We start from the raw sequence: 24243 nt of genomic DNA, 5'->3' as shown, positions 1-24243 counted from the left end.
ATATTATTAACTTATGAGCCAAACTTTTCATCTATGCCTCGCAACCGACACCCTTGCCGCTGATGCCCAGACTCTTGGCGTGACGATAGAAGACTTACAAAGCATTCAGGTAGAAGTCATCGTAACCTTAGCTCAAACAAATCAGATAGCCCAAACCGCACAGATAACCCGAAGTACTCAGCAGCCAAAGTGGTATTTACAGCTTGATTATCACATAACGCTGCCACTTAAATCGTTAGCGGCGCAATTAGACTGGCCAACATGGCAACCGACGCAGGTAGGATTTGCAGATTATTTATGGGAGCAAACTTGCCTTGAGTGCTTTTTAGCAGGCGGCTTAATAAATAGCAGGTTAATAAATAATAGCGCTTCGATAAATGATATTAATGAGATTGGTATTGATGGAGCGGATGCTAATAAAACTAGCGCTTATATTGAAGTTAATGCCAGCCCTGACGGTCGTTATGCGCTTTACGAGTTTACAAGCTATCGTAATCCTGCGACACTGCCGCCAACGCCGCTTTTACAACCTGATGGGCAAACACGGGCGTTTATTAACTGGACAGCCAGCCATTGCCCTGCAAGTAATGGCATTGCGAATAATGGTACTGCCAACGCAAAGCAAAACTCCTTATCAGCGCAAATCGAACCTGCTATCGATTCATTGACACCTAATACCAGCACCGCTAACTCTTATCTTTATCAGCGCAGATTTACTGTGCCCTTAAGCCAACTATCCAACGCAAAGGCTTTTATCGACGATACTGGCATTGAATATATTCATCCCTGTGTGATTTTAAGCTTTGCTACGACGTTTGGTACAAGGTTTGGTACAACGGCGTTATATTTTGCGCCCACACACGCCTCCCCGCCCGATTTTCACAATCTGCAATATTGGTCAATATTTGATAAGCAGGCAGCACTGGCTAGATAGCTGCTTAAATTAAGCACCTTCTCCAACTACATAGCTTCTTTAATCAAATAACCTCTTTATGCCAAGCAAAAAAAACCAGTAATGTCATAAAGAGCATTACTGGGTTCGGAGAAAACTTTTGAATTACGTTACATCTAGCTGCTGCTTATTTGTCAGCCATTGCAAGGTAGATACCGCGATCTGATGCATCATCGACGTATTTTGAATCGCGCCATGTCGTGTAGTTATGATGACCGCTGTATGGGCTAATGCTGTTTTGACGGAAGTCAGAAACCCAATCATTACCATCAAATATTTGAATATGGCCATGCGGGCGTCTTGAGGTGCGATCATAGACCACGACGTCGCCTACTTGTGGCTGCGTATTGTTACTGATTTTAGTAAAGCCAGCTTGGGCCAATGTGCCACGAGAGGCATACTGATACGCTGAAGGGTTAGGCGTAAATTCATAACCCGCTGATTGTAGGGCTTTACGCACATAACGAGCACAGTAACCACTACTGCTAGATAGCGCCACACGTGAAGCATTGGCGGCGGCAATCGCAGGTGCAGAATAACGATCTGGCACTGAGCTTGCTTGCTGCTGACGCTGCTCATAAGACAAGCGGCTGGTTAGCGAGGCAAGCTGATATTCTTTTTGCTTAGCATGGGCACTAAGATTGTCAATTGCTTGACTGATTTCATCATTGCTTGAGACATAAGCACCACTTTTAGTGCTATAGATATTGCGACTTGAACCGTAGTTCGCAGAAGTAGAGATATTGGTGATGGTATGACTCAAGGTATTATTTGGTTGAAAGGTTGTTTCGACAGCACCACTCGTCTGTGCTATACCCATTCCCAATACTGACAAAATTAATAAAGCTTGTTTCATAAATTTACTACCTATTGTGAATACAGGATTGCTCGTCATCCGTGACAAAGCATGAATTAATTTAGGGAAGATGACCATGAAATAAACATGATAAAATCCTTAGTACAAAAGCTCGCTGTTTATGATGAATATCGATTTTGTCACCTATTAGATGAGTGTTCACGATGTCAAAAAAACAACCTAACCGACTTGCTAAACTTATCGATCATCAAGCCTTTGCTGGTAGTGCGCTACCTCAAACATTGGCTGATAATATGCGTTTATATCTGCAAGCTACGACCGAAGTAAAAGAGCTTTTGGTAGATTGTCTACCTGAGGAAATCCTCGATAACTGCTGGGTCGTGGGCTTAACCTCTGAGCAACTTATACTCAGTGTGGGCTCGATGACTGCCGCCAATCATATTCGCTATTTACAGAGCGCTTATTTGCAGGTGTTAACAGAGCAGTCAATTACATTTAAACAACTCAAGCAAATCCGCGTCGTAGTAGCCAAAAATTCTGCTCATAACGATTATCCCAAATCATCACAAGCCTTGTCGGCACCCTTATCAAAGCCTCGTAAAGCCCATGAAAATCAGGCTCTTAGCCAAAACACAAAGCGGACTATATCACAGGCTGCAGAGCATGTCACCACTGATGAAAATCTCAAAAAGGCACTTTTGCGCCTGATTAATCCGTAAAAATACTCGCTTTACTCTGTAAACTTATGTAAATTAAACCCGTAATTGACGCCGATAAAGCTGCGTTTTTGTAATTTCGTCAACAAAAAAAATCATCTGTCAGTGCCATTCACAATGTAAACCTCACTGACAGATGATTTTATTATTTCCCACATCTTTTATTTTACCTACTCTGAAGCAGGTTATTGGTAAAATGAGAAAGAAAATATCTATTTAAACGAATATTATTTAGCGCTACTTATAACCATCTTATGTAATATTGCGTAAATGTTTCGATACTTCGTGTATATTCCTGTATTCATCCTTCAACTGTTAAACCATTTAATGGTAAATATTCGATAGGACAGGTTACATTGTCATCAAAAGTTACAATTTCAAAGTTATCAGGATCTGATAATATCTCACGTACCAACATATTATTTAGTGCATGACCAGACTTATACGCATTAAAACGACCTAAAATCGGATAGCCAATCAGATATAAATCGCCTAGCGCATCTAAAATTTTATGACGTACAAATTCATCATTAAAGCGTAAGCCTTCTTCATTAAGGATACTGGCATCATCAATGACAATGGCATTGTCCATGCTGCCGCCTAACGCCAAGTTGTTCTGACGCAAGGTTTCGATATCACGTAAGAAACCAAAAGTACGCGCTGAGCTCAATTGCTCAATGAAGTTTTGCGTGGAAAACTGCAATTGTGCATGCTGAAAATCTTTATCAATGGCAGGATGGTCAAAATCAATCTCGAAATTGAGCTCAAAGCCTTCATAAGGACGTAGCTCTGCCCATTTATCGTCAACTTTGACGCGTACTGGGCGCACAATCTTAATAAAGCGCTTTGCCGCTTCTTGTTCACAAAATCCTGCTTGTAGCAGCAGTCCCACAAATGGGGCGGCACTACCATCCATAATCGGTATCTCTGACGCTGACACGCGGATTAACAGGTTATCAACGCCAAGTCCCGCAACCGCACTGAGCAAATGCTCAACAGTGCCCACACGGGTGCCACCAAATACGAGATTCGATGACATCATGGTATCTTGTACCAAAAAGGCACTGGCAGGAATAGGATTGCTACCGACAATATCAGAACGTTCAAATACGATACCGGTATTGATCGGCTGTGGATGAAACTCTAAGTCAACAGGTTGACCACTATGAAGACCAGTACCTGTAACGGCTATCGCTGTTTTTATGGTTCGTTGGTTCATGGCTGTCTTCTCACATATTTTGTTACAATTGACATAGTGTAGCATTACCCGACCCTATTTCGCTAGCGCTAAAAAGCGTTAATTTGCTTATGTCTTTGATTGATAACACTTATCGTCATTATTTTAACGATGACTTTTAGCAGACAATAAACTGTCAATCAGCGATAAATAACGGTTTATAGCTATTTATAAGCAGCAATTGGATAGAGCGTCACTTTATTTATAAAGGTTGTATAAATAGCTCGCTTATAAATAGACAAAGCCTAAAGACAGGCACAAAAAAGCCAGTATCGAAATACTGGCTCTTTTTTATTCATACTATCTACAACAAGCATTCATTTTAATGCCTACTTATTCTAAGCACTATTTGTTCTGTTGGCGCTTAAGATAATCTTGAATACTGTTGGTTTTAGTTTTAGGCTGCTCTTGCGTCACATTTGCGCGTATCGGGCTTTCTTGATACTGAGCTTGCGACTGTTTTTGACTGTTGAGCGCGCTGGTATGTAAGTTTGGATCAACAGGCTGGGTGCTGTTTACCGATGGCACAGGCTGCTCTACCACTTCAGGCTCTTGACCAGCATTTTCATCTAAAGTCAGACCGGTTGCGATGACTGTTACATGTAAATCATCACCCATTTTTTCATCAATCACTGAACCATAGAAAATATGCGCATCATCTATATCAGTAATTTCTTCAACGATGACACTGATTTTGCTCATCTCATCCAATGATAAAGATTCAGAAGAGATGACGTTAACAAGCAAGCCTTTGGCATTCTCTAAACGCAAATCATCAAGCAATGGCGATCTGATGGCTTTCTCGGTCGCTTGACGCGCACGATCATCGCCGCTGGCGCGACCGATACCCATCATCGCATGACCTTTAGCTGTCATCGCGGTGCGGATATCGTTAAAGTCAATATTAATCATACCTTCGCTAGCGATGGTTTCTGCAATACCTTGTACCGCATGCAACAGGACGTCATCAGCTTTTTTGAAGGCATCTTGCATAGAGATGTTGCCATACACACTCATAAGTTTGTCGTTTGGAATGGTAATGATAGAGTCAACGAAATTGGTCAACTGCTCGATACCAGCCTTAGCAGCCTTGATACGTTTGCCACCTTCAAATTTAAATGGTGTGGTCACAACTGCGACCGTCAACACTTCCATCTCTTTAGCAATACGCGCAACCACTGGAGCGGCGCCCGTACCTGTACCACCACCCATACCCGCGGTTATAAAGACCATGTCTGAGTGTTCAAGTAAGGCACGGATGGCTTCTTCTTCGCTTTCTGCGGCTTCACGGCCCACTTCTGGGTTTGCCCCTGCGCCAAGACCACGGTTGGTCTTAGCACCAAGCTGCAATTTATGCGGCGCTGTCAGACGATCGAGCGCTTGTTTATCCGTATTGGCACAGACAAACGTTACACCTCTAATCCCTTGTTGTACCATATGCTCAACCGCATTACCGCCGCCGCCGCCCACACCGAATACAGTGAAGCTTGCCTGGCCGTTGTTTTGAAGCTGATTATCATCTGGCATGGTGTATTTTGACATAAAAAGGTTTCTCCAGTTGCAGATAGCGTGATGGTCGATACGTGGTAACACACTCATATGGCGCGCTATCGACTTACTATATATAAATGTATTTAAATAAAACAGGGCAAAGGCTTAAATAGTTGTGCTTAGCCTATATATGCCGTTATTGTACAGGGTGTTGCTTTAAATATGCTTACCTATAATACTGCGGCAGGCTCTTAACTGCTTCATCTGAGTAAGTTTACAGCAGATTATAATATCTTTTTGAGTACACTGGCAAAACGTTGCCCTGCACTTTGAAAAACACCCGTGACACGATTCTTTTGAATCGCTTCCGGCTCACTTTTTTCACTACGGCGAAACTGCTCGCTTTGACTATATAGTAATGTACCAAACGCGGTTTGATAAGCGCGATCATTGACCTGCATATTCAGCTGCTTAAACGATTCATCATTATCAAAATGATTATAAGCACTAATAGCAGGATGGGTATTGGTCAATACCACCGGCATTTTCAGCAGCTTTTTGGCAAAAGGTATCATGCCTTTAATAGCGCTGCCACCGCCTGTGAGTACAATGCCTTTATCAATATAGCCTAGCAAATCCGCATCATGTAATTGGCGAACCACTTCAGTAAAAATCTGCACATATCGCGCTTCAATAATACGCGCTAAATTATACGTACCAATATTAATTTCATCGCCCGACCCTTGCGGCTTAAAGAGAAAGAATGAGCTAGGATCAACGCTATTGATATCAACGGTACCATACGTTTTTTTCAGCCTTTCCGCCTCTATCATAGAGATCCCAACGTCGGCTGAGATATCCATCGTTACTTCATGACTGCCGGTAGCGATACAGTGGGTGAAAATCAGCTTATTTTCTTTATAGACGCAAATACTGGTGGTACTCGCACCGATATCGACCAAGCAAACCCCTTGCTGACGCTCATCACTCATCAAACTGTATTCGGCGCTGGTAACCGCATCAAAAACGATATGGTCAATACCGACGTCACAGCTTTGTAATAATTTTTGGATATTCTGACGGCTAGATACTGGCATCATCATCATGTGATACATCACAGTGATATTGTGCGCGACCATATCAATAGCATCATCAACCATAAATTCTTGGTTGTCGATATAGATACCTTGCTGGCAGCAATGCATCAAATAATAATCAGGCGACAAGTCTTGCGATTTTGCATTTGACAGCGCTTGCACCATATCTTTGGCACGGACGACTTCGTCTTCGACTCTGACATCGCCTGCACTATTTTTACTTAATAGCTCAGGCGTCGCCATGGTCAACCAGACACTATGTACACGGCAATTGGCCGTATCTTCGGCTTCTTGAATGGCTTGTTTGATAGCGCCCTGCAAACGTTCACGATGCTTTATCTGACCTTGATAAAAGTCGCTATTTTTAACTTGCCCCACACCCATAATACGAATGTCTTTTGCAGAGACAACACTGCCAATGACGACATATACTGCCGTGGCACTTAGATGGACAACAACCAGATTTTCAGTATTTTTCATGGTACCAGACAAATTATCGCTAAACAGGAGACCAGATGACGTCTCCATTAAATCATTAAAAAGCGCTAGCAGCACGCGGTGATATTGTATGTTAACTCTTTATATTAAGAAAGCAGACAAATATAAGGTTTTGACTGCTTTCTTGATGTTTTATTCATTTACGGTGGTGTTTCAGTAGTTTTTGGCGGCGCCAGATTCCATGCGATAGTAAATCCATTTTTGTAACGAAGATCGACAGACTGTATTTCATCGCGGCGATTGCTTAACTGATTGCCGAGCAGCTGACTTAAATTCAACAGTTTTTGCGCGGTATTTTCATTATCAACGATGACACGTTGACCATTATCAAAGCGAATCAGCCACGTCATTCTTGGTGACAAAATGATATCTTCAACCTGCATACCAAGCGGCGCATACCAATCATTGACTTGCTGCATTTGTTGCATAATAACGGGCGCTTGCGCCATATCACCTTGCAACGTCGCAAAACGCTCTTGCGTTAAATCTCGACTGTCAGCAGGAACAAAAACCGCCCCTTTTGCATCAACCAAACGCTCAGTGCCGAAATTTGCCACCGGCTGTTTTGGTAAGGCTTTAACGACTATACCACGCTGCCAATCACGGCTCACGCTCACTTGGTCAACCCAAGCCAAACTGGTGGTAATATCTCTTAGTGCCTGCAGGTCCGAGGTGAAAAAACTGCTCACACTCTGTTGGCTCATGACATGCTGTAACGCTTGATATTGCGCAAATGTCAAATCTCGATTATCGACATGAATAGCAGCGGGCGGTGCGTCGCGTAATGCCTTACCACCCATGATTAATATCAGCACAAGCAAACCCAACACCAGTACCGTAAAGAAATATCTGACCGAAGTCGGTACTTGAAAACTAGATGTCGGGCGACGGGTCTTATCACTCATCAAGTCAGCGACGTCATTGACAGTTTGAGTCATAATAAACTTCGTCCCTATTTTTGCTTAAAGCTATTTGCATAACGCTAATAGTGCTTCTATTAAAGGTAAATCTGCTAAACATTCGCAGGAATCTATAAAACTAACATATTATCAATTTATTTGTCTAAAACGGTTTATAACGTGCGCTTATCGTCATTAAAACGTAACATTTTTCTCATTTAATGAATGACTTAAGAGATAGCGGCGCAAATAACCATAAATATCACGAATATAGACCAATATTTACAATATTAACGTATTTTACGTTTAAACAATAGCCTAACCCCTACTACTAACAACGAATTTACACAAGTTTACATGAAGCTGTGCTATAGCAGCTCTAGCGATACATTTGACAATATTTATACAGGCTAATTACCATCATTAAGTAGTTTGTAAAGCTGGTTTTAGCCGAGACATAATTGGCAGCTTAATGCTAAATATTTGCATACCTATATATAAGACGTCCAATCAGTTATTTAATAGCCAATTGAACGTTTATTAAGTAAACCTCTTCTATTTATCAGTCGTGCATTTATCAGTCGTACAGCTATTAGCGGCAAAATCGTTAATCGATACTTATACGGTTTGCGCCAAAATATGCCAACACAAGCTCTCAAAATCCATGCCGCGAGCTTTGGCCGCCATTGGCACCAAACTATGACTGGTCATGCCCGGTACGGTATTAATCTCAAGCAGCCAAAAGTTGCCCGCTTCGTCTTGCATCGCATCGATACGTCCCCAACCTTTTGCATCAACCGCACGGAATGCAGCCAAGCTCAAATCTTGCAAATGCTTTTCATCCGCAGCGCTTAGACCGCAGGGAATGTAGTAGCTGGTATCGTTACGGTTGTATTTGGCTTCAAAATCATAGAAGTTGGTGATATCAGCAGGCTCAAGGCGAATAACCGGATAGGCTTCATCATCGATAATAACAATGGTAAATTCGCGACCGGTAATCCAACGCTCAGCCATCACCGCATCACCGCATTGTACGGCGGTTGCATACGCAGCAGGAAGCTCATCAAGATTATTAACCTTGGTCATACCAATGCTTGAGCCTTCATGGACTGGTTTGATAATCAGCGGCAGTCCTAGCATATTAACCACTTGCTGCCAGTCGGTATCAGCAGTTAGCAATGAAAACGGTGCGGTCGATAAACCACAACCTTGCCACAGCTGCTTGGTACGTACTTTGTCCATACCCAGTGCTGATGCCAAAATACCAGAACCGGTCTGCGGAATATTAAACCATTGCAGCACGCCTTGTAGCAGACCGTCTTCGCCGCCGCGACCATGCAAAACGTTAAACACGCGGTCATATTGACGAAGCTCAGTAATATCTTGGTTTTTCGGGTCAAAATGCGTGGCATCAACGCCTTGGTTTTGCAGCGCTTGTAAAACGGCCGCGCCACTATCTAAAGAGACACTGCGCTCATTGCTACTGCCGCCATATACCACAGCCACTTTCCCAAATTCACTCGCATTTTTTACTTTACTAGGAGCGACATTTAAGAATGTATCTTGGCTTGATTGTTTATTTTCCACACCTTCACTCTCAGCTTGGGCAGCAGCTGCTAGGGCTGCCTCTGGATTGGTAATGGAGGTGTTCGCCCCAACATTGATATTATTATCGATATTTTTATTATCGATACTTTTATCCATGTTATTTTCATTTTCTTGGTTATTGTTTTCTTGGTTATGAGTAGTCATGAGTCTCGTTCCTAAAATTCGTTTGCGGCTTATTTGATATATAAATTATTGGCGGCCAATTCGATCGCTATTTGTCCAACATTACCCGCACCTTGGGTAATCAACATGTCATGCGCTTGAAGCAAACGCTGCATGACTGGTGCCAAATTATCCTTATCGATAATCGTCGGTTCAACGGCACCGCGCAAACGGATACTACGTGCCAAGGCTTTGGTATCGGCACCAGCAATCGGGCTTTCACCAGCAGGATACACATCCAATAACAATAACTCATCGACGCTTGAAAGCACTTCGACAAAATCATCGAAACAATCACGGGTGCGGCTATAACGATGTGGCTGGAACATCATCACTAAACGGCGCTCAGGGAAGCTTTGACGGGCCGCTTTAATGGTCGCGTCGACTTCTCTTGGGTGATGACCATAATCGTCAATAAGCAATACATTGCCATCATCGATATCTACGGAGGCATGCTGCTCAAAGCGGCGACCAACGCCTTCGAATTTCTGCAGGGCGCGCTTAATCGCTTCGTCATCTACGCCTTCGTCGGTTGCCATAGTAATAGCAGCCAGCGCATTATAAACATTGTGTACACCCGGGATATTCAAGGTTAGACGCAATGGCTCATGGTCGCGGCGCAAGACGGTAAAGTGAGTTTTGGTGCCTTCGCTGACCAAGTCAACGGCTTGTACATCGTTAAAAGGTTCAAGACCAAAGGTTAATACTGGACGACCAATATCATCAATCATGGAGTACAATTCAGGGTCGTCACCGCAGACCACCGCCAAACCATAAAACGGCATATTTTGTAAAAACTGGATATAAGCGGCTTTTAAGTTGTCAAAACTATTGCCATAGGTTTCCATATGGTCTTGATCGATATTGGTAACAATCGCCGCCATCGGATGTAAAGATAAGAATGACGCATCAGATTCATCGGCTTCGGCAACCAAATAACGGCTGCTACCGAGCGCGGCATTTTTACCTGAGGCATTGAGCTTACCGCCAATCACATAGGTGGGATCAAGCTGCGCTTCTGCCATCATGGTTGTCAGCAAACTGGTGGTGGTGGTTTTACCATGTGCGCCAGCAACGGCGATACCATGGCGATAGCGCATCAACTCGCCGAGCATATCAGCACGGCGTACCACTGGCAGACGCGCTTCAAGCGCCGCTTTGACTTCAGGATTACTACGGTCGATAGCAGACGATACGACGATAACATCGGCATTGGCGATGTTTTTGGAATCATGACCAATCGCAATAGTAATACCAATCTGCTCTAAGCGCTTAGTCACCAAGCTCTCAGCGATATCAGAACCACTGACTTCATAGCCTTGATTGTTCATAACCTCAGCGATACCGCACATCCCCGAGCCACCAATACCGACAAAATGCAGATGCTGAATACGGCGCATTTCTGGTATTTCAATCAAACGCTTAGTTAAGGCTTTAGCAGAGGTTGGCATAGGGTTTTCTCTTTATTGTAGACAAACAAATTTGGTTAATAATACGTAATAAAAATAATAGGTAATAAAATAATGATTAAGACAATCAGCTTTTATAAGGCCTGCCAGATAATATCGGCTACCTGTTGGCAGGCATGGCGGTTGGCAAGCGCATGACCTTTTTCTGCCATCTCTAAACAAGCACGCCTATCTAGCATCGCAAGCTCACTACTCAAACTTTTGGGCGTCAGCTCGCTTTGTGGCAGCAAAATCCCTGCTTTGTGTGAGGTCAAGGTGCGTGCATTTGCCGTCTGATGGTCATCAACCGCGCTTGGTAGCGGTACAAATATCGCCGCTATACCGACGTTTTGAATTTCAGTTACCGTCAAAGCACCCGCCCGACAAACCACAATATCCGCCCAATTATACGCGGCTGCCATATCATCAATAAATGGCTGTACCGTAAACTGATGGGCGCTTAACGCTTCACTGTCATACGCCGCTTGCGTGGCGGCCTCATTATTGCGTCCACATTGATGACGGACCTCAAACGGACGGTCAATCAAAGCCAGTGCTTTTGGCAGCGTCTCATTTAACACTTGCGCACCGAGCGAACCACCCACCACTAACAGTTTAAGCGGCGAGCTGTCATTGACATCGTAACGAATACTGGGTTCGGCAACACCGCTAATGGCATTGCGCACGGGATTACCCACCGTTTCTATCTTGCTATCATGCTGGCTATTGGCAAAGGTATTTTCAAACGCTTGCAATACCTTGGTTGCTATCTTGGCTAAATAACGATTGCTCATGCCTGCAATAGCATTTTGTTCATGGATAATAAGCGGCGTCTTAGTCAAACGCGCCGCAATACCGCCGGGCGCAGTGACGTAACCGCCAAAACCAACGACCACATCGATTTGATTGCCACGAATGACCTTAATCGCCGCCATCGTCGCTGACAATAACGTCACGGGTAGCTTTAGCAAGCGCCCCAATCCTTTGCCGCGCAATCCTTGCATATCAATCGCATGAAAAGGATAACCTGTGGGTGCAACCAAGCCATTTTCCATGCCATTTGGCGTACCGAGCCAGTGAATAACAGCACCGCGCTTGGTCAATTCTTCGCTAACCGCAAGTGCTGGAAATACATGCCCGCCTGTACCAGCAGCCATCATTAATATATGCGGTGTTTTCATGAACGCCTGCCTATCTTTTCTTTATTTATATGAAAGACTTATTATCTTTTGACTGTATTATTTATCGAACCAAAATGAGCCTATAAAAGCCCGCATAGTATAGTGTAAATCGCTGCCTGATAGACAGCACTTTATGCAGCGCAAATAATAAAAATCCAAGCCATGAGTAATCGCGGCTTGGCTTTTATAAATACGCTTAAAAAATCATAAAAACAGCGCTTTTAATAACGTTTTATCGCTTTTTAAAGGCGCTATTAAGCAATAAGGTTTATCAATATATCTTAGCACACCGTTTTTTAAGTATTGTGCACATAGCTTAGTAATAAATTACTGTATCCTTACCGCTTTGCATACATTGTTTTATTTAAGAGACATTATTTAAACATCGTATTTAAACGTCATTATTTAAATAGCGTTATTTAAACGGCAGTACTTAAACTGCTAACTTCTTCTCAATAGCGATAATAAAGTCAGTTGCAATATCGGTTCCACATTGATCATCAATCTCACGTACACAGGTTGGACTGGTGACATTAATCTCAGTGATACGGCCACCGATTAAGTCTAAACCGACGAACATCAGCCCTTTTTCTTTGACAATTGGTGCGACGACTTGGGCCACTTGGCGTTCGATATCGGTGAGCGGCATCGCAACACCGCTACCACCTGCCGCAAGATTACCGCGCGTCTCGCCTTTCACCGGAATACGTGCCAAGCTATAATCGACCACTTCGCCATCGACGATTAACACACGCTTATCACCTTCTTTGATTTCCGGCAAATAACGCTGCGCCATAATCGGTAGCGTCTCAAGCTCGGTTAAAATCTCCAGCGTCACGCCGATATTTGGACTGTCAGCAGTCAAACGGAAAATACCCGTGCCGCCCATACCATCTAATGGCTTGACGATAACGTCTTGCTGCTCAGTAATAAACTTGCGAATATGCGCCTGTTTACTGGTCACAATCGTCGGGCTCATATAATCGCTAAACCAAGTAGCAAACAGCTTTTCATTACAATCGCGTATCGCTTGTGGATCGTTGACCACCAGCACGCCTGCGGCTTTAGCATGGTCAAGCATGTAAGTGGCATAAATAAAACGCATATCAAACGGCGGATCTTTACGCATCAAAATCACATCATAAGCGCTGACCGGCGCTGTCGCTTTCTCACCTAATGTATAAAAATCATTCGGGTCACGCTTGACTGTCACCGGCTGAGTATCGACCATCAATTGCCCACGGTCCAACCATAAATCATGAATCTGACAGTAACCAAGGCTGTGCCCACGGTCTTGCGCCGACCACATCATGGCAAGGCTGGTGTCTTTTTTATAATTAACCTGCTTGATTGGGTCCATGATGACGAGTATGTTTAATGATTTGTTTTGTTTTTCTTGGCTCATGATAAGGCTCACTTACGTTATAGTATTAATCATTTAAAATAGTATTAATCGTTCGAACAGACATCAATAACATGACTCAAATTTCACCCAATATGGCTGAAACACAGCAATGACTGCGATAAATTATACGCCGTACTGGGCGCGGTAATGCTGCATTTTTGCAAGCTGGGTCGCATCTTTATTTGGGCTACTTTCTGCTAGGTAACTGATTAAATCATCGATATCAATCAGCGCGCGCACCGGTACTTCTAAGGTCGCAGCCAACTCTTGAATAGCAGAACGCTCCGCCAAACCTTTTTCTTTACGGTCGAGGGCGACGATAATACCGGCAACGCTTGCGCCCGCTTGCTCTAAAATCTCAACCACTTCACGCATCGCCGTGCCAGCAGTAATCACATCATCAAGCACCCAAACCGCCTTGCCTTTGACATCAGCACCGACTAAATTACCACCTTCGCCATGGGTTTTGGCTTCTTTACGGTTATAGCCCCATTTAGCATTGATACCATGATGCAGCCATAATGCTTGCGCGGTTGCTGCGACAAATGGAATGCCTTTATAAGCCGCACCAAAAATAACCAGCTCCTGCTCATTTGTACCATTATTTGCCATTGAACCTTGTGCAGCCATTTGTTCTGCCACTTTTTCAGCTAGGGCATCGGCATAACCACGCGCTAATAAAGATAACATCTCACCCGACGCCAGCAAACCCGCGTTAAAAAAGTATGGACTAATACGTCCAGACTTTAAGACAAACTCACCAAACTTTAGAACCTGATTGTCTAAAGCCAATTGGATAAATTGATGCGATGAAAATGAAACATTATTAGCAGCTTGATTATGAGGCGTTGCGGCATTAAGCATAGGGTCTTCCTATCGGCAAAAAGAAAATGGAAAGTTAAATAATGAAAAGTCGTGAAGCGCATTATAGTCGTCGTGCTTTAACTTGACCAACCATTGATATCATAATCTTGCATATTTGCGTAACGCGTCAATAACCCACAACGTGATGAGATATTGAAGTAGCATTGACCATCGCTACTGACTTGTATATCCCAGCCCAAATGATAGGCGGCAACGATAATATGCCCCGTAAATAAGCGCACTTGGCGATAGGCGTGGCGCTGTGCTGGCTCAAAAACAATCTGACTGAGCAAGTAGCTGCGCAGATGCTGACAAATTTGCGCCGCGCTGTAGCTGTGGTTAATCGTTTTTCGCGTACTGCATTGCTTTAAAGCATGGACGGCGACGCTACAGGCCATAAGATCAGTCGCCAAACTGCCCTCGCCGCTGTCAAATTGCTGTGGCTGCAATACCACTTGCCAATCGTCAGCATAGATACTATTGAGCAGCTCATCAGGATTATAACGTTTGGTCAATGCTCGCAAAGATTCTGACGCTAAAGGCTTCTTAATATTCTTAGCAGTATTTATATTGTCAGTATTTATATTGTCAGTAGCCAAAAACCCATAACGGCTCAGTTTTGGATACGCTTGCAGCGCGCGCTGGATATCTGCCATATCGAGCAAAGTCATGTCTGTTAATGAAGCTAATAACGGCTGCTCGCTATGATTGTGATAAAAACTCTCGGGCAGCTCAACCAGTTTTGCGGCACTGAGCAGTGATAAATGCTCAGCAAAGGCTTCTGAAGCCACTAGCGCCCATTTCGATAAGCTGTCTGTATTGGGCTGATAAAAACGGGTCGAGCTACCATATAAGCGGCACAGCTGACTGTTTAAGCGCCGTGCAGGCTCTGGAATATCAGTCAATGGTCGTGCAGGGTCCAATGGCAAACGCTTTGGGTCAAAATTAGGATGTACAATCGCAGGCTGCTGACTATTTGCTAACAAAGCGGATTGCTCAGCATGACCTTCTGCAAGCTGATCCTCTGCTGCTATAAAGCTAGCGTTGGATAAACGGTCATCAGAAGTAGAATGCTGGGTCATGAGTTTTCCCTAAGCTTGCAAATTTAAAAGATATAAAAATAAAAGATGTAAAAATAAAAGCAATCAAATGGTCATTTTACTCTTGATGTTATTGGCGTTGCTCTTCTTGATTGTGTTGATGTTGCTCTTGATGCTGCAAAATATCTCGGTAGCCTACTTGCCAATCAGGATAGTCCAGCCAAGCTAGCGGAATATTACTATGCAAGCGTTTTCCCGTTACCGCCGTTTTACTATCATCAATAGCAGGCGGCACTTCATCTATTTGCTCACTTAACCAAGTGCCGAGCTCAAAAGTGGTGACTGGCGCATAATCAGTAGCAATATAAAGCGGTTTTGGCATACTTATAGTCATGACATTTGCGATAATGGTGACCAAATCGCGATCCATAATGCGATTGCTCCAGTGCGCTGCTGCCACTGGCTCTTTTTGTGGCTCGCGGGCTTTACGCAGACGCATGAGGCGCTTACGTCCGTAAATACCACTTGGGCGAATAATAATAGCCTTAGCACCAAAACCTTTTTGCAATGCTTGTTCCGCTTGCAATATCACTTGCGAGGCTTCACGCTCTGGCGTCACAGGCGCGGTATCTTCATCAATCCATGCGCCATTATCTTGCCCATAGACACCCGTTGATGAAATAAAAATAATGCGCGCAAGATTGGTTAGTTTATCCGCTAATGTTGCCAAATGCTGGCTGATTGCTAAATAACTATCATGATAACCGCTGGTCGAATACTCATCAGGAGTGACGATAATCGCTATTGCGGTAAAATCTTGCAGCTGCTCAGCGCTGAGCGTTAACGCATCGGCTTGCAAAAACTTAGCGTTAGGATGTAAGTCATAATGATGACGCTCACGACGTGCCAGCCCTGTGACGTTGAGACCGTCTTGAGCGAGCTTATTGGTGACGGGTAAACCGATATCACCTTGACCAATAATCAGTAAATTTTGCGTACTCATCATATACCCTTTATTTAAAAACTGCTTCTGATGACTGTCTATGCTAATGACTGGCTAAGAAGGTTTTTATAATTTAATAACAAGCGCTAAAAATAGCGTCTATACGACAGCTGTATGTCTTCCTTGGCATCGATACGATCTTGCCATTCGTAGTTGGCATTGAGACGTAACGCTTGTTTTTTATCGATATCGTATTGCAAACCTAATGTCGATATCGGCTGCCAGTAATGACCACAGGCATTAGACTCGTCGCTGCTGCCATGATACCAATATGGCAGTTGTAATTCAGCCTGCGCACGTAACTGATTGTTAATCTGATAACGGCAACCGGCATTGACGCCTGCGCCGACACGATAGCCTTTATTAATACCGCGTCCTGCTTGCGCCGTACCTGCCAAAAGCGTATAGCATAGCTGCGGCGGCATCTCGCCTGTGCCCGCGCTAGGTGTGCCAAACGCCCACGACCAACCGGTCTCATAGCCTAAACTACCAACTAGATGATCGCTGCCCTCTTGCTGCGAGCCGTCATTTACGCGGGTCGCTTCAACACTGGCGCCCCAGGTTTTGCCTTTTTTGGCAGAATTAACCGGATTAAACGAGCGCCCTCGCACCAAGGTTACATTTTGCAAGACCACACTACTTGGCTGATTGGCTTTGTCATTATCGGTGTCATATAAACGTAAGGTTGCAGCCGCGCCTTCTAAATCAAAGAACTGCGGGAATCCTGAAGGACGATCGAGGGTATCGTGATAACCTGCGCGCACGCCTAAATCAATATAGTTATTATCACCGCGCTGCCCTAGCCCGATAAACCCCAGTTGCAAGGGATGTCTGTCTATCGGATTGTTATCCGCTACTGCAATACGACGTGGCAATAGCGTTTTTCCGTCGGCGGCTATGCTCGAGGTTGGATTCAACTGGGCAGATTTAATCTCATTTAACGTCTGCTCGGCGCTATTATGATAGCCCAATTGCTCACGCTGCTCTTTAACCTTGTTCAACTGCGCTTGGCGTAAGGTGCTATCGGCGGGCGTATAGTTGGTGCTGGCAAGTAAGCCTTCGCTATTAAGTAATTGCACGACATCTGAGGGAATAACGGCATAAGGCAAGCGACTTAATAAATGCTGCTGCGGACGTACCACGTCAATCAAGCGTAAAATCTCAGAGGCACAGTTATCAGTGGTGAAATAATACGGCAACTTCAAATCTTTGGTTTCCCAAACATGTAGCATAATCTGTTGCACTTCTGCTGGAGTCAAATCCAATTGGTATGTCCACGCATCACGCTCATCTTCTTGCAGATACTTCGCCAGCTTCTCGGGATAAGGGTCAATTTCAATCAGATTGTCATAACCGCCGGTCATCGATTTGATGGCATAGACCAAAAAACTATCGGTTGAATCGCCGCCTACCGTATAATTTAGCGCAACTGCATGATGAATTTGGCTTGGATCGGCCACGCTGGCTTTAGAATCAATGCGTAATAACGTATGAGCAAAGGCTGAAATAGGATTGTCCAAATATTCCTGCGCAAACATAATAGACAGCTGCTCAGGTGCTAGCTTTTGCATCCAGTCATTCAGCTCTGGACAGTCAACTTTTAAACCGCTCTTGTCGATATTGAGTGTATCGGTCAGCCATTGTACGCGCGCTGGGAAACGGCATAGTACTGAGTTTTGTCCCGAGTTTTTAGTCGCACGATTGGATGCACTATTACTAGCAGTGCTGTTATTTGGGGTCGTAGCCATTTCTTCAGCAAGGGCAACCAGCAAGGCATCAAGCTCGGCAGCTGAATCATGCTGTCCATTTTTACTTAAGAAAAATGCAGCATCATCAACGATACTGCTGTCTTTTTTCTTGCCGATTAAATTCTTTTGATCATCAAAGAAATATAATAAGCGTCGCCATGTTATATGTTGGGCAAGGTTTTTTGTTTTTGCTTGCGCACGCCATGATGCTAATAGCTGTTGGGTGTTCGTCTCATTAACACTATTGTTAGCACTCTGATGGTTAGATGTCCGAGAAGTGACTGCGGTATTTGAGACACTATCTGGCTTGATGGTATTATTTGATTCGGCAACAACCGTCTCAGCATAAGCCGTTAATATTGGCTCAGCTTTTTGTGATTTAGCGTCAGTAGTATCTAGCGCTAACTCCCCTGTTGTCACAAGCGATGCCGGCGTTGGCAAAAACGCCTGTGCTTGTGCGGTCAGCAGCAGTCCAGCTATGGTGAGCGGCAAACGTGCTCGCCTGCCAATGCTTGTTGGCGTACAATCTATCGTCAAAAGGTTTGAATGTTTTGAATATATGGACATGAGTAACATCTCGCACTGTAGGAGTCATACGCTTATCGCGTTATTAGGTCTATCGAATTGTCAGAGTGATATTATAAATCAGTGTTTTTAATAACAGCTTTAAACCATGGTTTTGAACGAATGTTTTGAACGAATGTTTTTTTAGTTAAATGCGCCGCTTATTGATAAAAAACTTATAATCATCAGCATTTACCGCGCACTTATTATCACATTATAAAAGAGAGTATTATGTCTACAGCATCGTCAATGACTATTAATGCCGGTCGATTATCTGCTGCGACTTGGCTTGCGTCACCCAATTATAATAAACGACCGGAAAATATCACGATTGATGCCATCGTTATTCACAATATTAGCTTGCCGCCCAATGAATTTGGAGCTTGCGATACTGACGGCTTACATTACGTTAAGGCCTTATTTACCAATCAATTAGACTGGGAGGCGCATCCTTATTTTCAAACCATTAAAGGCGCAGAAGTTTCAGCACATTTATTTATAGAGCGCGATGGCGCGATTACCCAGTTTGTCAATTTTAACGAACGCGCGTGGCATGCCGGACGCTCCAGCTATTTGGGTCGCCCTGAATGTAATGATTATAGCATTGGCATTGAGCTTGAAGGTTCAGATTTTGTGTCCTTTACAGCCGCCCAATATGAAGCGCTTGCCAAAGTTATCGTTGCTATCTATGACGCCTATCCAAAAACTCGCAGACATCTCACCGGTCATAGTGATATCGCGCCCGGTCGCAAAACCGACCCCGGTGATTATTTTGAATGGAAAAAGTTGCGTGAGATGGTTGCTCATCATTTTGCGAGCAAGTCATAAATTTTGCGAGCAAGTCATAAATTGACCAGCTAAATTGTGATAATAGTCTTATCGAAAGCTCTGTAGACAGTGGATATTATTCCCCATTCAATCCATTTATCAGGACAATGAAAGTGCTATAATCCGTCAGTTTTTTGACAACACTACATCAGCAAACAACCATCACTACACAACCTTCATTAAACAAATTAGCAGAATAGGTTCTCATGGCAAAAAGTCGGTTATTTCGTTCAACCATGGTGGTCAGTAGTATGACCATGCTGTCGCGTATTTTAGGTTTGGTACGCGATATTGTGTTATTAGGCGTGTTTGGCGCAGGTGGTCTGATGGACGCCTTTTTGGTCGCCTTTAAGATACCCAACTTTTTGCGCCGTCTATTTGCAGAAGGGGCTTTTAGCCAAGCGTTTGTCCCTGTGCTGTCAGAATATAAAGAAAAATATAGCCTACAACAGGTTCAGATTTTAGTCAGTCGCACTTCAGGAGCGCTGCTGCTGGTGTTATCGATGCTGACGGTCGTGGTGATTTTAATCGCCCCTTGGGTGGTGACTTTATTTGCCCCAGGTTTTGCTAATCAGCCCGATAAATTTGCCATCACCGCTGAGCTGCTACGCCTGACCTTTCCTTATTTATTATTTATTTCTATGACCGCTTTTGCCAGCGGTATTTTACAAAGCTACGGCCGTTTTGCCGCGCCAGCCTTTGCGCCAGTGTTACTCAACCTATCTATGATTGGTGGTGCGCTAGTGTTTGCGCCTATGTTTGATGTTCCTATTATGGCGCTTGGCTATTCTGTCGCTATCGCAGGTTTGCTCCAGCTATTGATACAACTGCCACAGCTCTCGCAGCAAAAACTGCTGGTCGCACCAAAGATTGACTTTCAGCATGAAGGCGTTCGCCGTATTTTAAAGCTGATGCTGCCGGCTATTTTTGGCGTCTCTGTCACACAGATTAATCTATTATTAAACACTATTTTTGCATCATTAATGATTGGCGGTTCGGTTTCTTGGCTTTATGCTGCTGAGCGTATGAGCGAGTTACCACTAGGCTTAATTGGCGTGGCTATCGGTACAGTTATTTTGCCAAGTCTGTCGAAAAGTGAAGCACGAAAAGATGACGTTAGCTTTAAAAAGACCATCGATTGGGCAGCGCGCTTAATTATTTTGGTCGGTGTTCCAGCATCGGCCGCACTATTTATACTCTCTGACGTACTTATGCAGGCGCTGTTTTTACGTGGCGAATTTACCTTACGCGATGCACAAATGAGCTCCTTGGCGTTAAAAAGCATGGCGGGCGGCATATTGGGTTTTATGTTAATTAAAATCTTTGCGCCCGCCTTTTTCGCCCGTCAAGACACTAGAACGCCAGTCAGAATTGGTATTGTTTCCGTTTTTGCCAATATGGTATTTAGTGTCATTTTTATCGGCATATTTTACTTCTTCGATATGCCGTTGCATGGTGGCTTGGCATTGGCAACCACGGGCGCGGCATTTGTGAACGCGGGCTTGTTATATTACTTCTTGCATAAGCGTGATATTTTCCGCTTTGGTAGCCATTGGAAAAAACTCTTTACCCAGTTTGGGATTTCTACCGCCTCTATGATTGCGGTGCTTTATGTCATGCTGCCCTATTTCCCAACCAATGATTTTCAATGGAAACGTATCGTCGCGCTGCTGATTATGTGCGTCGTCGGTGCGGTGGTTTATGGCGTTGTGCTATTGGCAACAGGCTTCCGTCCGCGCCAGCTAAAACATGGTTAAGGATTAATTATTAAGCACTAGGCAAGGCTTTAACTTACCAAACCAAAACAAGCTTAGTATGAGAATTGACAGTGAACGCTGCTGATAGTTGCCATAATTACTGTTTAATGAATAAATGAATTTTGGGGACTAATATGACGACTAAATCATCAGCTTCACAAACAGCTTTATCAGCAACCCTGTTGCGCTTACCAAGTATACTGACTGTTGGCATTTTGAGTACCGGACTGCTTTTAAGTGGTTGTAGCAATAATGATAAGGGTGAAACTGAGACTGCTGCCAGTAATAATGAAGAGGCTACAGTGGTCGCGCAAACATCTGAGAACGACGCGAGCCAAGTAGAAGTAACAGGCACTACTACTGATAGTAAACAGGCAGCAGATAGCACAAAAGATGAAACCACGATTGCTAGTAATAATATCAATCCAGTTACCGCTTCCGCTAAGCAAAAAAGCTTGGTAACCAATCCGACCCAAGACGGTACGCCGGAAGATACCGTTAAACAAGCGCTAGACAGCTTGTATTATGGCGATGTCAAGCAAGCTGCTACTTACTATAAAGTAGATATGGCAAACTTCGAAGAAGAGCTAGCCAAGACCCAATCGGCTTTTCAGCAAACGGTTGATGGCGTTACTTTTACTGATACTACATACAACGATGATAAAACCCGTGCCACCATCACTGGCGAGTTGATGTTAAGGGGACAAAGCGAGCCTGCACCCTTGACTTATGAGCTACAAAAGATTGGTGGAAAATGGAAGATTTTAGGATAAGGCATCTGACTGCTATTCTCTAAATTTACTTCATTTGGCATTATTAGCTGTATTATTTATCATCATTAGCTGCCATCACCGCTTTACCAAGCATCACCACATCGGCGATAAACCCCTGCATATCGCAAACCTTTGGCATATAGCCCCATTGCTCAAAACCAAGCTTACGGAACAATCCTAAGCTTGGTTGATTATGCGCAAAGATAAGCGCCACCACGTTATGAATACCTAATCTCGGCGCTTGCGTCAGCATCCAGCGTGTCAATAAGCTACCCAAGCCTTGACCATGATAATCCTGATGCAAGTAGATACTAATCTCAGTGCTGATATGATAAGCCGGTCGTGCATACAAATCACTAAAGCTGCCCCAAGCGACGATTGGCGATACTGTTTGCCCCTTACCTCCACCGCCTACAATTTCTTCTTCTTCGACAGCGCGAACAATATAAATAGGTCGCGTAGCATTATTTACATGCTCATCAAACCAATCCCGACGCTCTTCACAACTGACGGGCGTAAGATTGGCAGTTGCTTGCTTACCGGCGATACTTTGGTTATAAATGGCTAAAATTGCGGGTAAATCTTCTTTTTTGGCACGCTGTACCGTAAAGCCCTCATTGAGCTTATTAATTGCCAAGACAGGTGCCATCGAATGAGAGGCATCATGACAAGCAGCGACAGAGGTAGCATCAGGCATAGCGTTTCCATGATTATTAATAGTAAAAATGAATGATAAATAACGGCTAATTAGTCATTAATGTCTAATACTTAAGGCTTAGCCGTTGCACCTTTTATCTAATCTAGCTGTACATATCGGAAGTCAGCAGAAGTAATTAACAAAGCAAGCAACGTGAGCCAGATAAAAACCATACCTTTTGGGCTGTTAGCGTGGTTGTTTGATTATCAGCAGACTATAGGATGTTAGTATGGCTATTTTACTTTATAATGACTGATTTTAGACACATCAATCTTTGGTAGAGGTGTGTTTTTTCTTTTTTATCCGGTCTTATCTATCATAGCTGAAAATTTATGAACACCTATTTTCTTGAGCAACTGATGGCATCGCCAAGCGCTTTGTCTGCCAATACTAGCCCAGTAGATTTAGCACCCTGCGTGCTAACTATTGGCAACTTTGATGGCGTGCATTTGGGTCATCAAGCGATGCTTGCGCACGTGCGTGATATTGCCAAGGCGCAAAATATTGGCTCGGCAGTCATGATATTTGAACCGCAGCCGCGTGAGTTTTTTGCGCCAGCTACCGCGCCTGCCCGCCTCACCAATCTTGCCGAAAAGCAAGCCTTGCTGGCAGAGTATGGCATTGAGACTTTAATTGTCGCAAGCTTTGATGCGGAATTTCGCTCGCTATCAGCAAATGCATTTGCCGATATCTTAGCGCAGCGTTTGAATGTACAAGCATTGGTATTGGGTGATGACTTTAAATTTGGTCATGATCGTACCGGTGACAGTCAGTTTTTGCGCGATTATGGCTTAGATGTGACCAATCTACATACCGTGATCGATGATAAAGGCAAAGGCGCGCGCATTAGCTCTACGCGTATACGCAACCTATTGTTGGCCGGTGACATTGATGCGGCCAATGCCTTATTGGGTCGCGATTATGCGATGACAGGCGTCGTCGTTGGCGGCGATAAAATCGGTCGTACCATGGACTTTCCCACTGCCAATGTCGACTTAAAACGCATAAAACCTGCTCTACATGGCATCTTTGCTGTCGATGTCGTCAGCCTTGATGATAATGGTAATGTCATAGCAAACGGCTTAACCGCACTGACAGATAGCGAAAACCCAGGGGTTGCAGGTTTACGCCCGCATAGTTTATTTGGTACTGCCAATATTGGTATTAGGCCGTCAGTAGATAAAGAGCATGATTGGCGCTTAGAGGTACATTTTCCTAAGCTACAAGCAGATTTATACGGTTTAACCTTACAAGTACGCTTCTTGCATTATTTACATGGCGAGCGCCATTACGAGAGTTTAGAGGCATTAAAAGCAGGTATTCATAGTGATGTTATCGATTTACTCGAATGGCGTGCTAAGCAGTCGAATTAAAATGGTAGTTATAAGCCTATAAAAGTGTAACGTATAAAAAACCCACAGCGTGAATAACGTTTGTGGGTTTTTATTTATATTGATA

20 protein-coding genes are annotated in these 24243 nt (G+C 43.9%); 6 read left to right on the top strand and 14 right to left on the bottom strand.

All coding sequences use genetic code 11. The features are described 5' to 3' along the window. The first annotated feature begins 13 nt into the window (after nucleotides 1–13). The gene (locus PG901_RS03740; RefSeq protein ID WP_271133549.1) at nucleotides 14–934 is read left to right on the top strand and encodes a hypothetical protein; all 921 of its coding nucleotides are present in this window, start codon (nucleotides 14–16) and stop codon (nucleotides 932–934) included. Between the two features lie 145 nt (nucleotides 935–1079). On the opposite strand, the gene PG901_RS03735 is transcribed toward PG901_RS03740, so the two are convergent. Beyond that, nucleotides 1080–1808 carry a CHAP domain-containing protein gene (locus PG901_RS03735; RefSeq protein ID WP_191691009.1) on the bottom strand — a complete coding sequence of 243 codons (729 nt, stop codon included), beginning with the start codon at nucleotides 1806–1808 and terminating at the stop codon, nucleotides 1080–1082. Between the two features lie 164 nt (nucleotides 1809–1972). On the opposite strand from PG901_RS03735, the gene PG901_RS03730 reads away from it, so the two are divergent. Beyond that, on the top strand, nucleotides 1973–2488 hold the full coding sequence (locus PG901_RS03730) for a hypothetical protein (RefSeq protein ID WP_201625536.1): 516 nt from the start codon (nucleotides 1973–1975) through the stop codon (nucleotides 2486–2488). 298 nt (nucleotides 2489–2786) lie between these two features. Here the strand turns inward: PG901_RS03730 and lpxC are convergent, their stop codons facing one another. From lpxC to PG901_RS03670, 12 genes are all read right to left on the bottom strand, one after another. Then, nucleotides 2787–3704 carry a UDP-3-O-acyl-N-acetylglucosamine deacetylase gene (gene lpxC, locus PG901_RS03725; RefSeq protein WP_201564816.1) on the bottom strand — a complete coding sequence of 306 codons (918 nt, stop codon included), beginning with the start codon at nucleotides 3702–3704 and terminating at the stop codon, nucleotides 2787–2789. Between the two features lie 363 nt (nucleotides 3705–4067). Next, entirely contained in the window at nucleotides 4068–5264 is a 1197-nt protein-coding gene (gene ftsZ / locus PG901_RS03720; RefSeq protein WP_183620383.1) for a cell division protein FtsZ, read from the bottom strand. A 233-nt stretch (nucleotides 5265–5497) separates the two neighbouring features. Next, nucleotides 5498–6790, bottom strand: a complete 1293-nt coding sequence (ftsA, locus tag PG901_RS03715; protein ID WP_201564883.1) for a cell division protein FtsA — start codon at nucleotides 6788–6790, stop codon at nucleotides 5498–5500. A gap of 158 nt (nucleotides 6791–6948) precedes the next feature. After that, entirely contained in the window at nucleotides 6949–7746 is a 798-nt protein-coding gene (locus PG901_RS03710; protein ID WP_201564817.1) for a cell division protein FtsQ/DivIB, read from the bottom strand. Nucleotides 7747–8325: 579 nt separating this feature from the next. Then, on the bottom strand, nucleotides 8326–9459 hold the full coding sequence (locus tag PG901_RS03705; protein ID WP_271133548.1) for a D-alanine--D-alanine ligase: 1134 nt from the start codon (nucleotides 9457–9459) through the stop codon (nucleotides 8326–8328). Nucleotides 9460–9488: 29 nt separating this feature from the next. Beyond that, nucleotides 9489–10928, bottom strand: a complete 1440-nt coding sequence (murC, locus tag PG901_RS03700) for a UDP-N-acetylmuramate--L-alanine ligase (RefSeq protein ID WP_271133547.1) — start codon at nucleotides 10926–10928, stop codon at nucleotides 9489–9491. A gap of 92 nt (nucleotides 10929–11020) precedes the next feature. Next, nucleotides 11021–12106 (bottom strand): undecaprenyldiphospho-muramoylpentapeptide beta-N-acetylglucosaminyltransferase, encoded by a 1086-nt coding sequence (gene murG, locus PG901_RS03695; RefSeq protein ID WP_271133546.1) that lies wholly within the window; start codon nucleotides 12104–12106, stop codon nucleotides 11021–11023. A 433-nt stretch (nucleotides 12107–12539) separates the two neighbouring features. After that, nucleotides 12540–13511: a glutathione synthase gene (gshB, locus tag PG901_RS03690; RefSeq protein ID WP_271133545.1), complete on the bottom strand. Its 972-nt coding sequence runs from the start codon at nucleotides 13509–13511 to the stop codon at nucleotides 12540–12542. A gap of 123 nt (nucleotides 13512–13634) precedes the next feature. After that, nucleotides 13635–14375 carry an orotate phosphoribosyltransferase gene (pyrE, locus tag PG901_RS03685; protein ID WP_201625531.1) on the bottom strand — a complete coding sequence of 247 codons (741 nt, stop codon included), beginning with the start codon at nucleotides 14373–14375 and terminating at the stop codon, nucleotides 13635–13637. Between the two features lie 77 nt (nucleotides 14376–14452). Beyond that, nucleotides 14453–15457, bottom strand: a complete 1005-nt coding sequence (locus PG901_RS03680) for a hypothetical protein (protein ID WP_271133544.1) — start codon at nucleotides 15455–15457, stop codon at nucleotides 14453–14455. 88 nt (nucleotides 15458–15545) lie between these two features. Continuing rightward, nucleotides 15546–16418 (bottom strand): SDR family oxidoreductase, encoded by an 873-nt coding sequence (locus PG901_RS03675; RefSeq protein WP_271133543.1) that lies wholly within the window; start codon nucleotides 16416–16418, stop codon nucleotides 15546–15548. Between the two features lie 86 nt (nucleotides 16419–16504). Further along, nucleotides 16505–18733 carry an Lnb N-terminal periplasmic domain-containing protein gene (locus tag PG901_RS03670; protein WP_271133542.1) on the bottom strand — a complete coding sequence of 743 codons (2229 nt, stop codon included), beginning with the start codon at nucleotides 18731–18733 and terminating at the stop codon, nucleotides 16505–16507. 228 nt (nucleotides 18734–18961) lie between these two features. On the opposite strand from PG901_RS03670, the gene ampD reads away from it, so the two are divergent. From ampD to PG901_RS03655, 3 genes are all read left to right on the top strand, one after another. Continuing rightward, nucleotides 18962–19558: a 1,6-anhydro-N-acetylmuramyl-L-alanine amidase AmpD gene (gene ampD / locus PG901_RS03665; RefSeq protein WP_271133541.1), complete on the top strand. Its 597-nt coding sequence runs from the start codon at nucleotides 18962–18964 to the stop codon at nucleotides 19556–19558. A gap of 206 nt (nucleotides 19559–19764) precedes the next feature. Continuing rightward, on the top strand, nucleotides 19765–21315 hold the full coding sequence (gene murJ, locus PG901_RS03660) for a murein biosynthesis integral membrane protein MurJ (protein WP_201564825.1): 1551 nt from the start codon (nucleotides 19765–19767) through the stop codon (nucleotides 21313–21315). A gap of 134 nt (nucleotides 21316–21449) precedes the next feature. Continuing rightward, entirely contained in the window at nucleotides 21450–22088 is a 639-nt protein-coding gene (locus PG901_RS03655) for a hypothetical protein (protein WP_271133540.1), read from the top strand. A gap of 52 nt (nucleotides 22089–22140) precedes the next feature. Here PG901_RS03655 and PG901_RS03650 read toward each other — a convergent pair whose 3' ends face one another. Then, nucleotides 22141–22785 (bottom strand): GNAT family N-acetyltransferase, encoded by a 645-nt coding sequence (locus PG901_RS03650; RefSeq protein ID WP_271133539.1) that lies wholly within the window; start codon nucleotides 22783–22785, stop codon nucleotides 22141–22143. Between the two features lie 332 nt (nucleotides 22786–23117). Here PG901_RS03650 and ribF point away from each other — a divergent pair, with 332 nt between their 5' ends. After that, nucleotides 23118–24158, top strand: coding sequence for a riboflavin biosynthesis protein RibF (gene ribF, locus PG901_RS03645; protein WP_442966845.1), 1041 nt, complete (start codon nucleotides 23118–23120; stop codon nucleotides 24156–24158). The last annotated feature ends 85 nt before the right edge of the window (nucleotides 24159–24243 follow it).

The organism is Psychrobacter sp. ANT_H3, assembly GCF_027919975.1.
In the GTDB taxonomy this organism is placed as follows: domain Bacteria; phylum Pseudomonadota; class Gammaproteobacteria; order Pseudomonadales; family Moraxellaceae; genus Psychrobacter; species Psychrobacter maritimus.
The sequence above is the reverse complement of the archived record's forward strand: the minus strand, read 5'-3'. Positions and strand labels throughout refer to the sequence as shown.

Excerpts from the sequence above, each read along its gene's own strand:
- PG901_RS03740 (WP_271133549.1), top strand. The coding sequence starts at position 14 with ATGAGCCAAACTTTTCATCTATGCCTCGCAACCGACACCCTTGCCGCT.
- PG901_RS03735 (WP_191691009.1), bottom strand. The coding sequence starts at position 1,808 with ATGAAACAAGCTTTATTAATTTTGTCAGTATTGGGAATGGGTATAGCA.
- PG901_RS03730 (WP_201625536.1), top strand. The coding sequence starts at position 1,973 with ATGTCAAAAAAACAACCTAACCGACTTGCTAAACTTATCGATCATCAA.
- lpxC (WP_201564816.1), bottom strand. The coding sequence starts at position 3,704 with ATGAACCAACGAACCATAAAAACAGCGATAGCCGTTACAGGTACTGGT.
- ftsZ (WP_183620383.1), bottom strand. The coding sequence starts at position 5,264 with ATGTCAAAATACACCATGCCAGATGATAATCAGCTTCAAAACAACGGC.
- ftsA (WP_201564883.1), bottom strand. The coding sequence starts at position 6,790 with ATGAAAAATACTGAAAATCTGGTTGTTGTCCATCTAAGTGCCACGGCA.
- PG901_RS03710 (WP_201564817.1), bottom strand. The coding sequence starts at position 7,746 with ATGACTCAAACTGTCAATGACGTCGCTGACTTGATGAGTGATAAGACC.
- PG901_RS03705 (WP_271133548.1), bottom strand. The coding sequence starts at position 9,459 with ATGACTACTCATAACCAAGAAAACAATAACCAAGAAAATGAAAATAAC.
- murC (WP_271133547.1), bottom strand. The coding sequence starts at position 10,928 with ATGCCAACCTCTGCTAAAGCCTTAACTAAGCGTTTGATTGAAATACCA.
- murG (WP_271133546.1), bottom strand. The coding sequence starts at position 12,106 with ATGAAAACACCGCATATATTAATGATGGCTGCTGGTACAGGCGGGCAT.
- gshB (WP_271133545.1), bottom strand. The coding sequence starts at position 13,511 with ATGAGCCAAGAAAAACAAAACAAATCATTAAACATACTCGTCATCATG.
- pyrE (WP_201625531.1), bottom strand. The coding sequence starts at position 14,375 with ATGCTTAATGCCGCAACGCCTCATAATCAAGCTGCTAATAATGTTTCA.
- PG901_RS03680 (WP_271133544.1), bottom strand. The coding sequence starts at position 15,457 with ATGACCCAGCATTCTACTTCTGATGACCGTTTATCCAACGCTAGCTTT.
- PG901_RS03675 (WP_271133543.1), bottom strand. The coding sequence starts at position 16,418 with ATGAGTACGCAAAATTTACTGATTATTGGTCAAGGTGATATCGGTTTA.
- PG901_RS03670 (WP_271133542.1), bottom strand. The coding sequence starts at position 18,733 with ATGTCCATATATTCAAAACATTCAAACCTTTTGACGATAGATTGTACG.
- ampD (WP_271133541.1), top strand. The coding sequence starts at position 18,962 with ATGTCTACAGCATCGTCAATGACTATTAATGCCGGTCGATTATCTGCT.
- murJ (WP_201564825.1), top strand. The coding sequence starts at position 19,765 with ATGGCAAAAAGTCGGTTATTTCGTTCAACCATGGTGGTCAGTAGTATG.
- PG901_RS03655 (WP_271133540.1), top strand. The coding sequence starts at position 21,450 with ATGACGACTAAATCATCAGCTTCACAAACAGCTTTATCAGCAACCCTG.
- PG901_RS03650 (WP_271133539.1), bottom strand. The coding sequence starts at position 22,785 with ATGCCTGATGCTACCTCTGTCGCTGCTTGTCATGATGCCTCTCATTCG.
- ribF (WP_442966845.1), top strand. The coding sequence starts at position 23,118 with ATGAACACCTATTTTCTTGAGCAACTGATGGCATCGCCAAGCGCTTTG.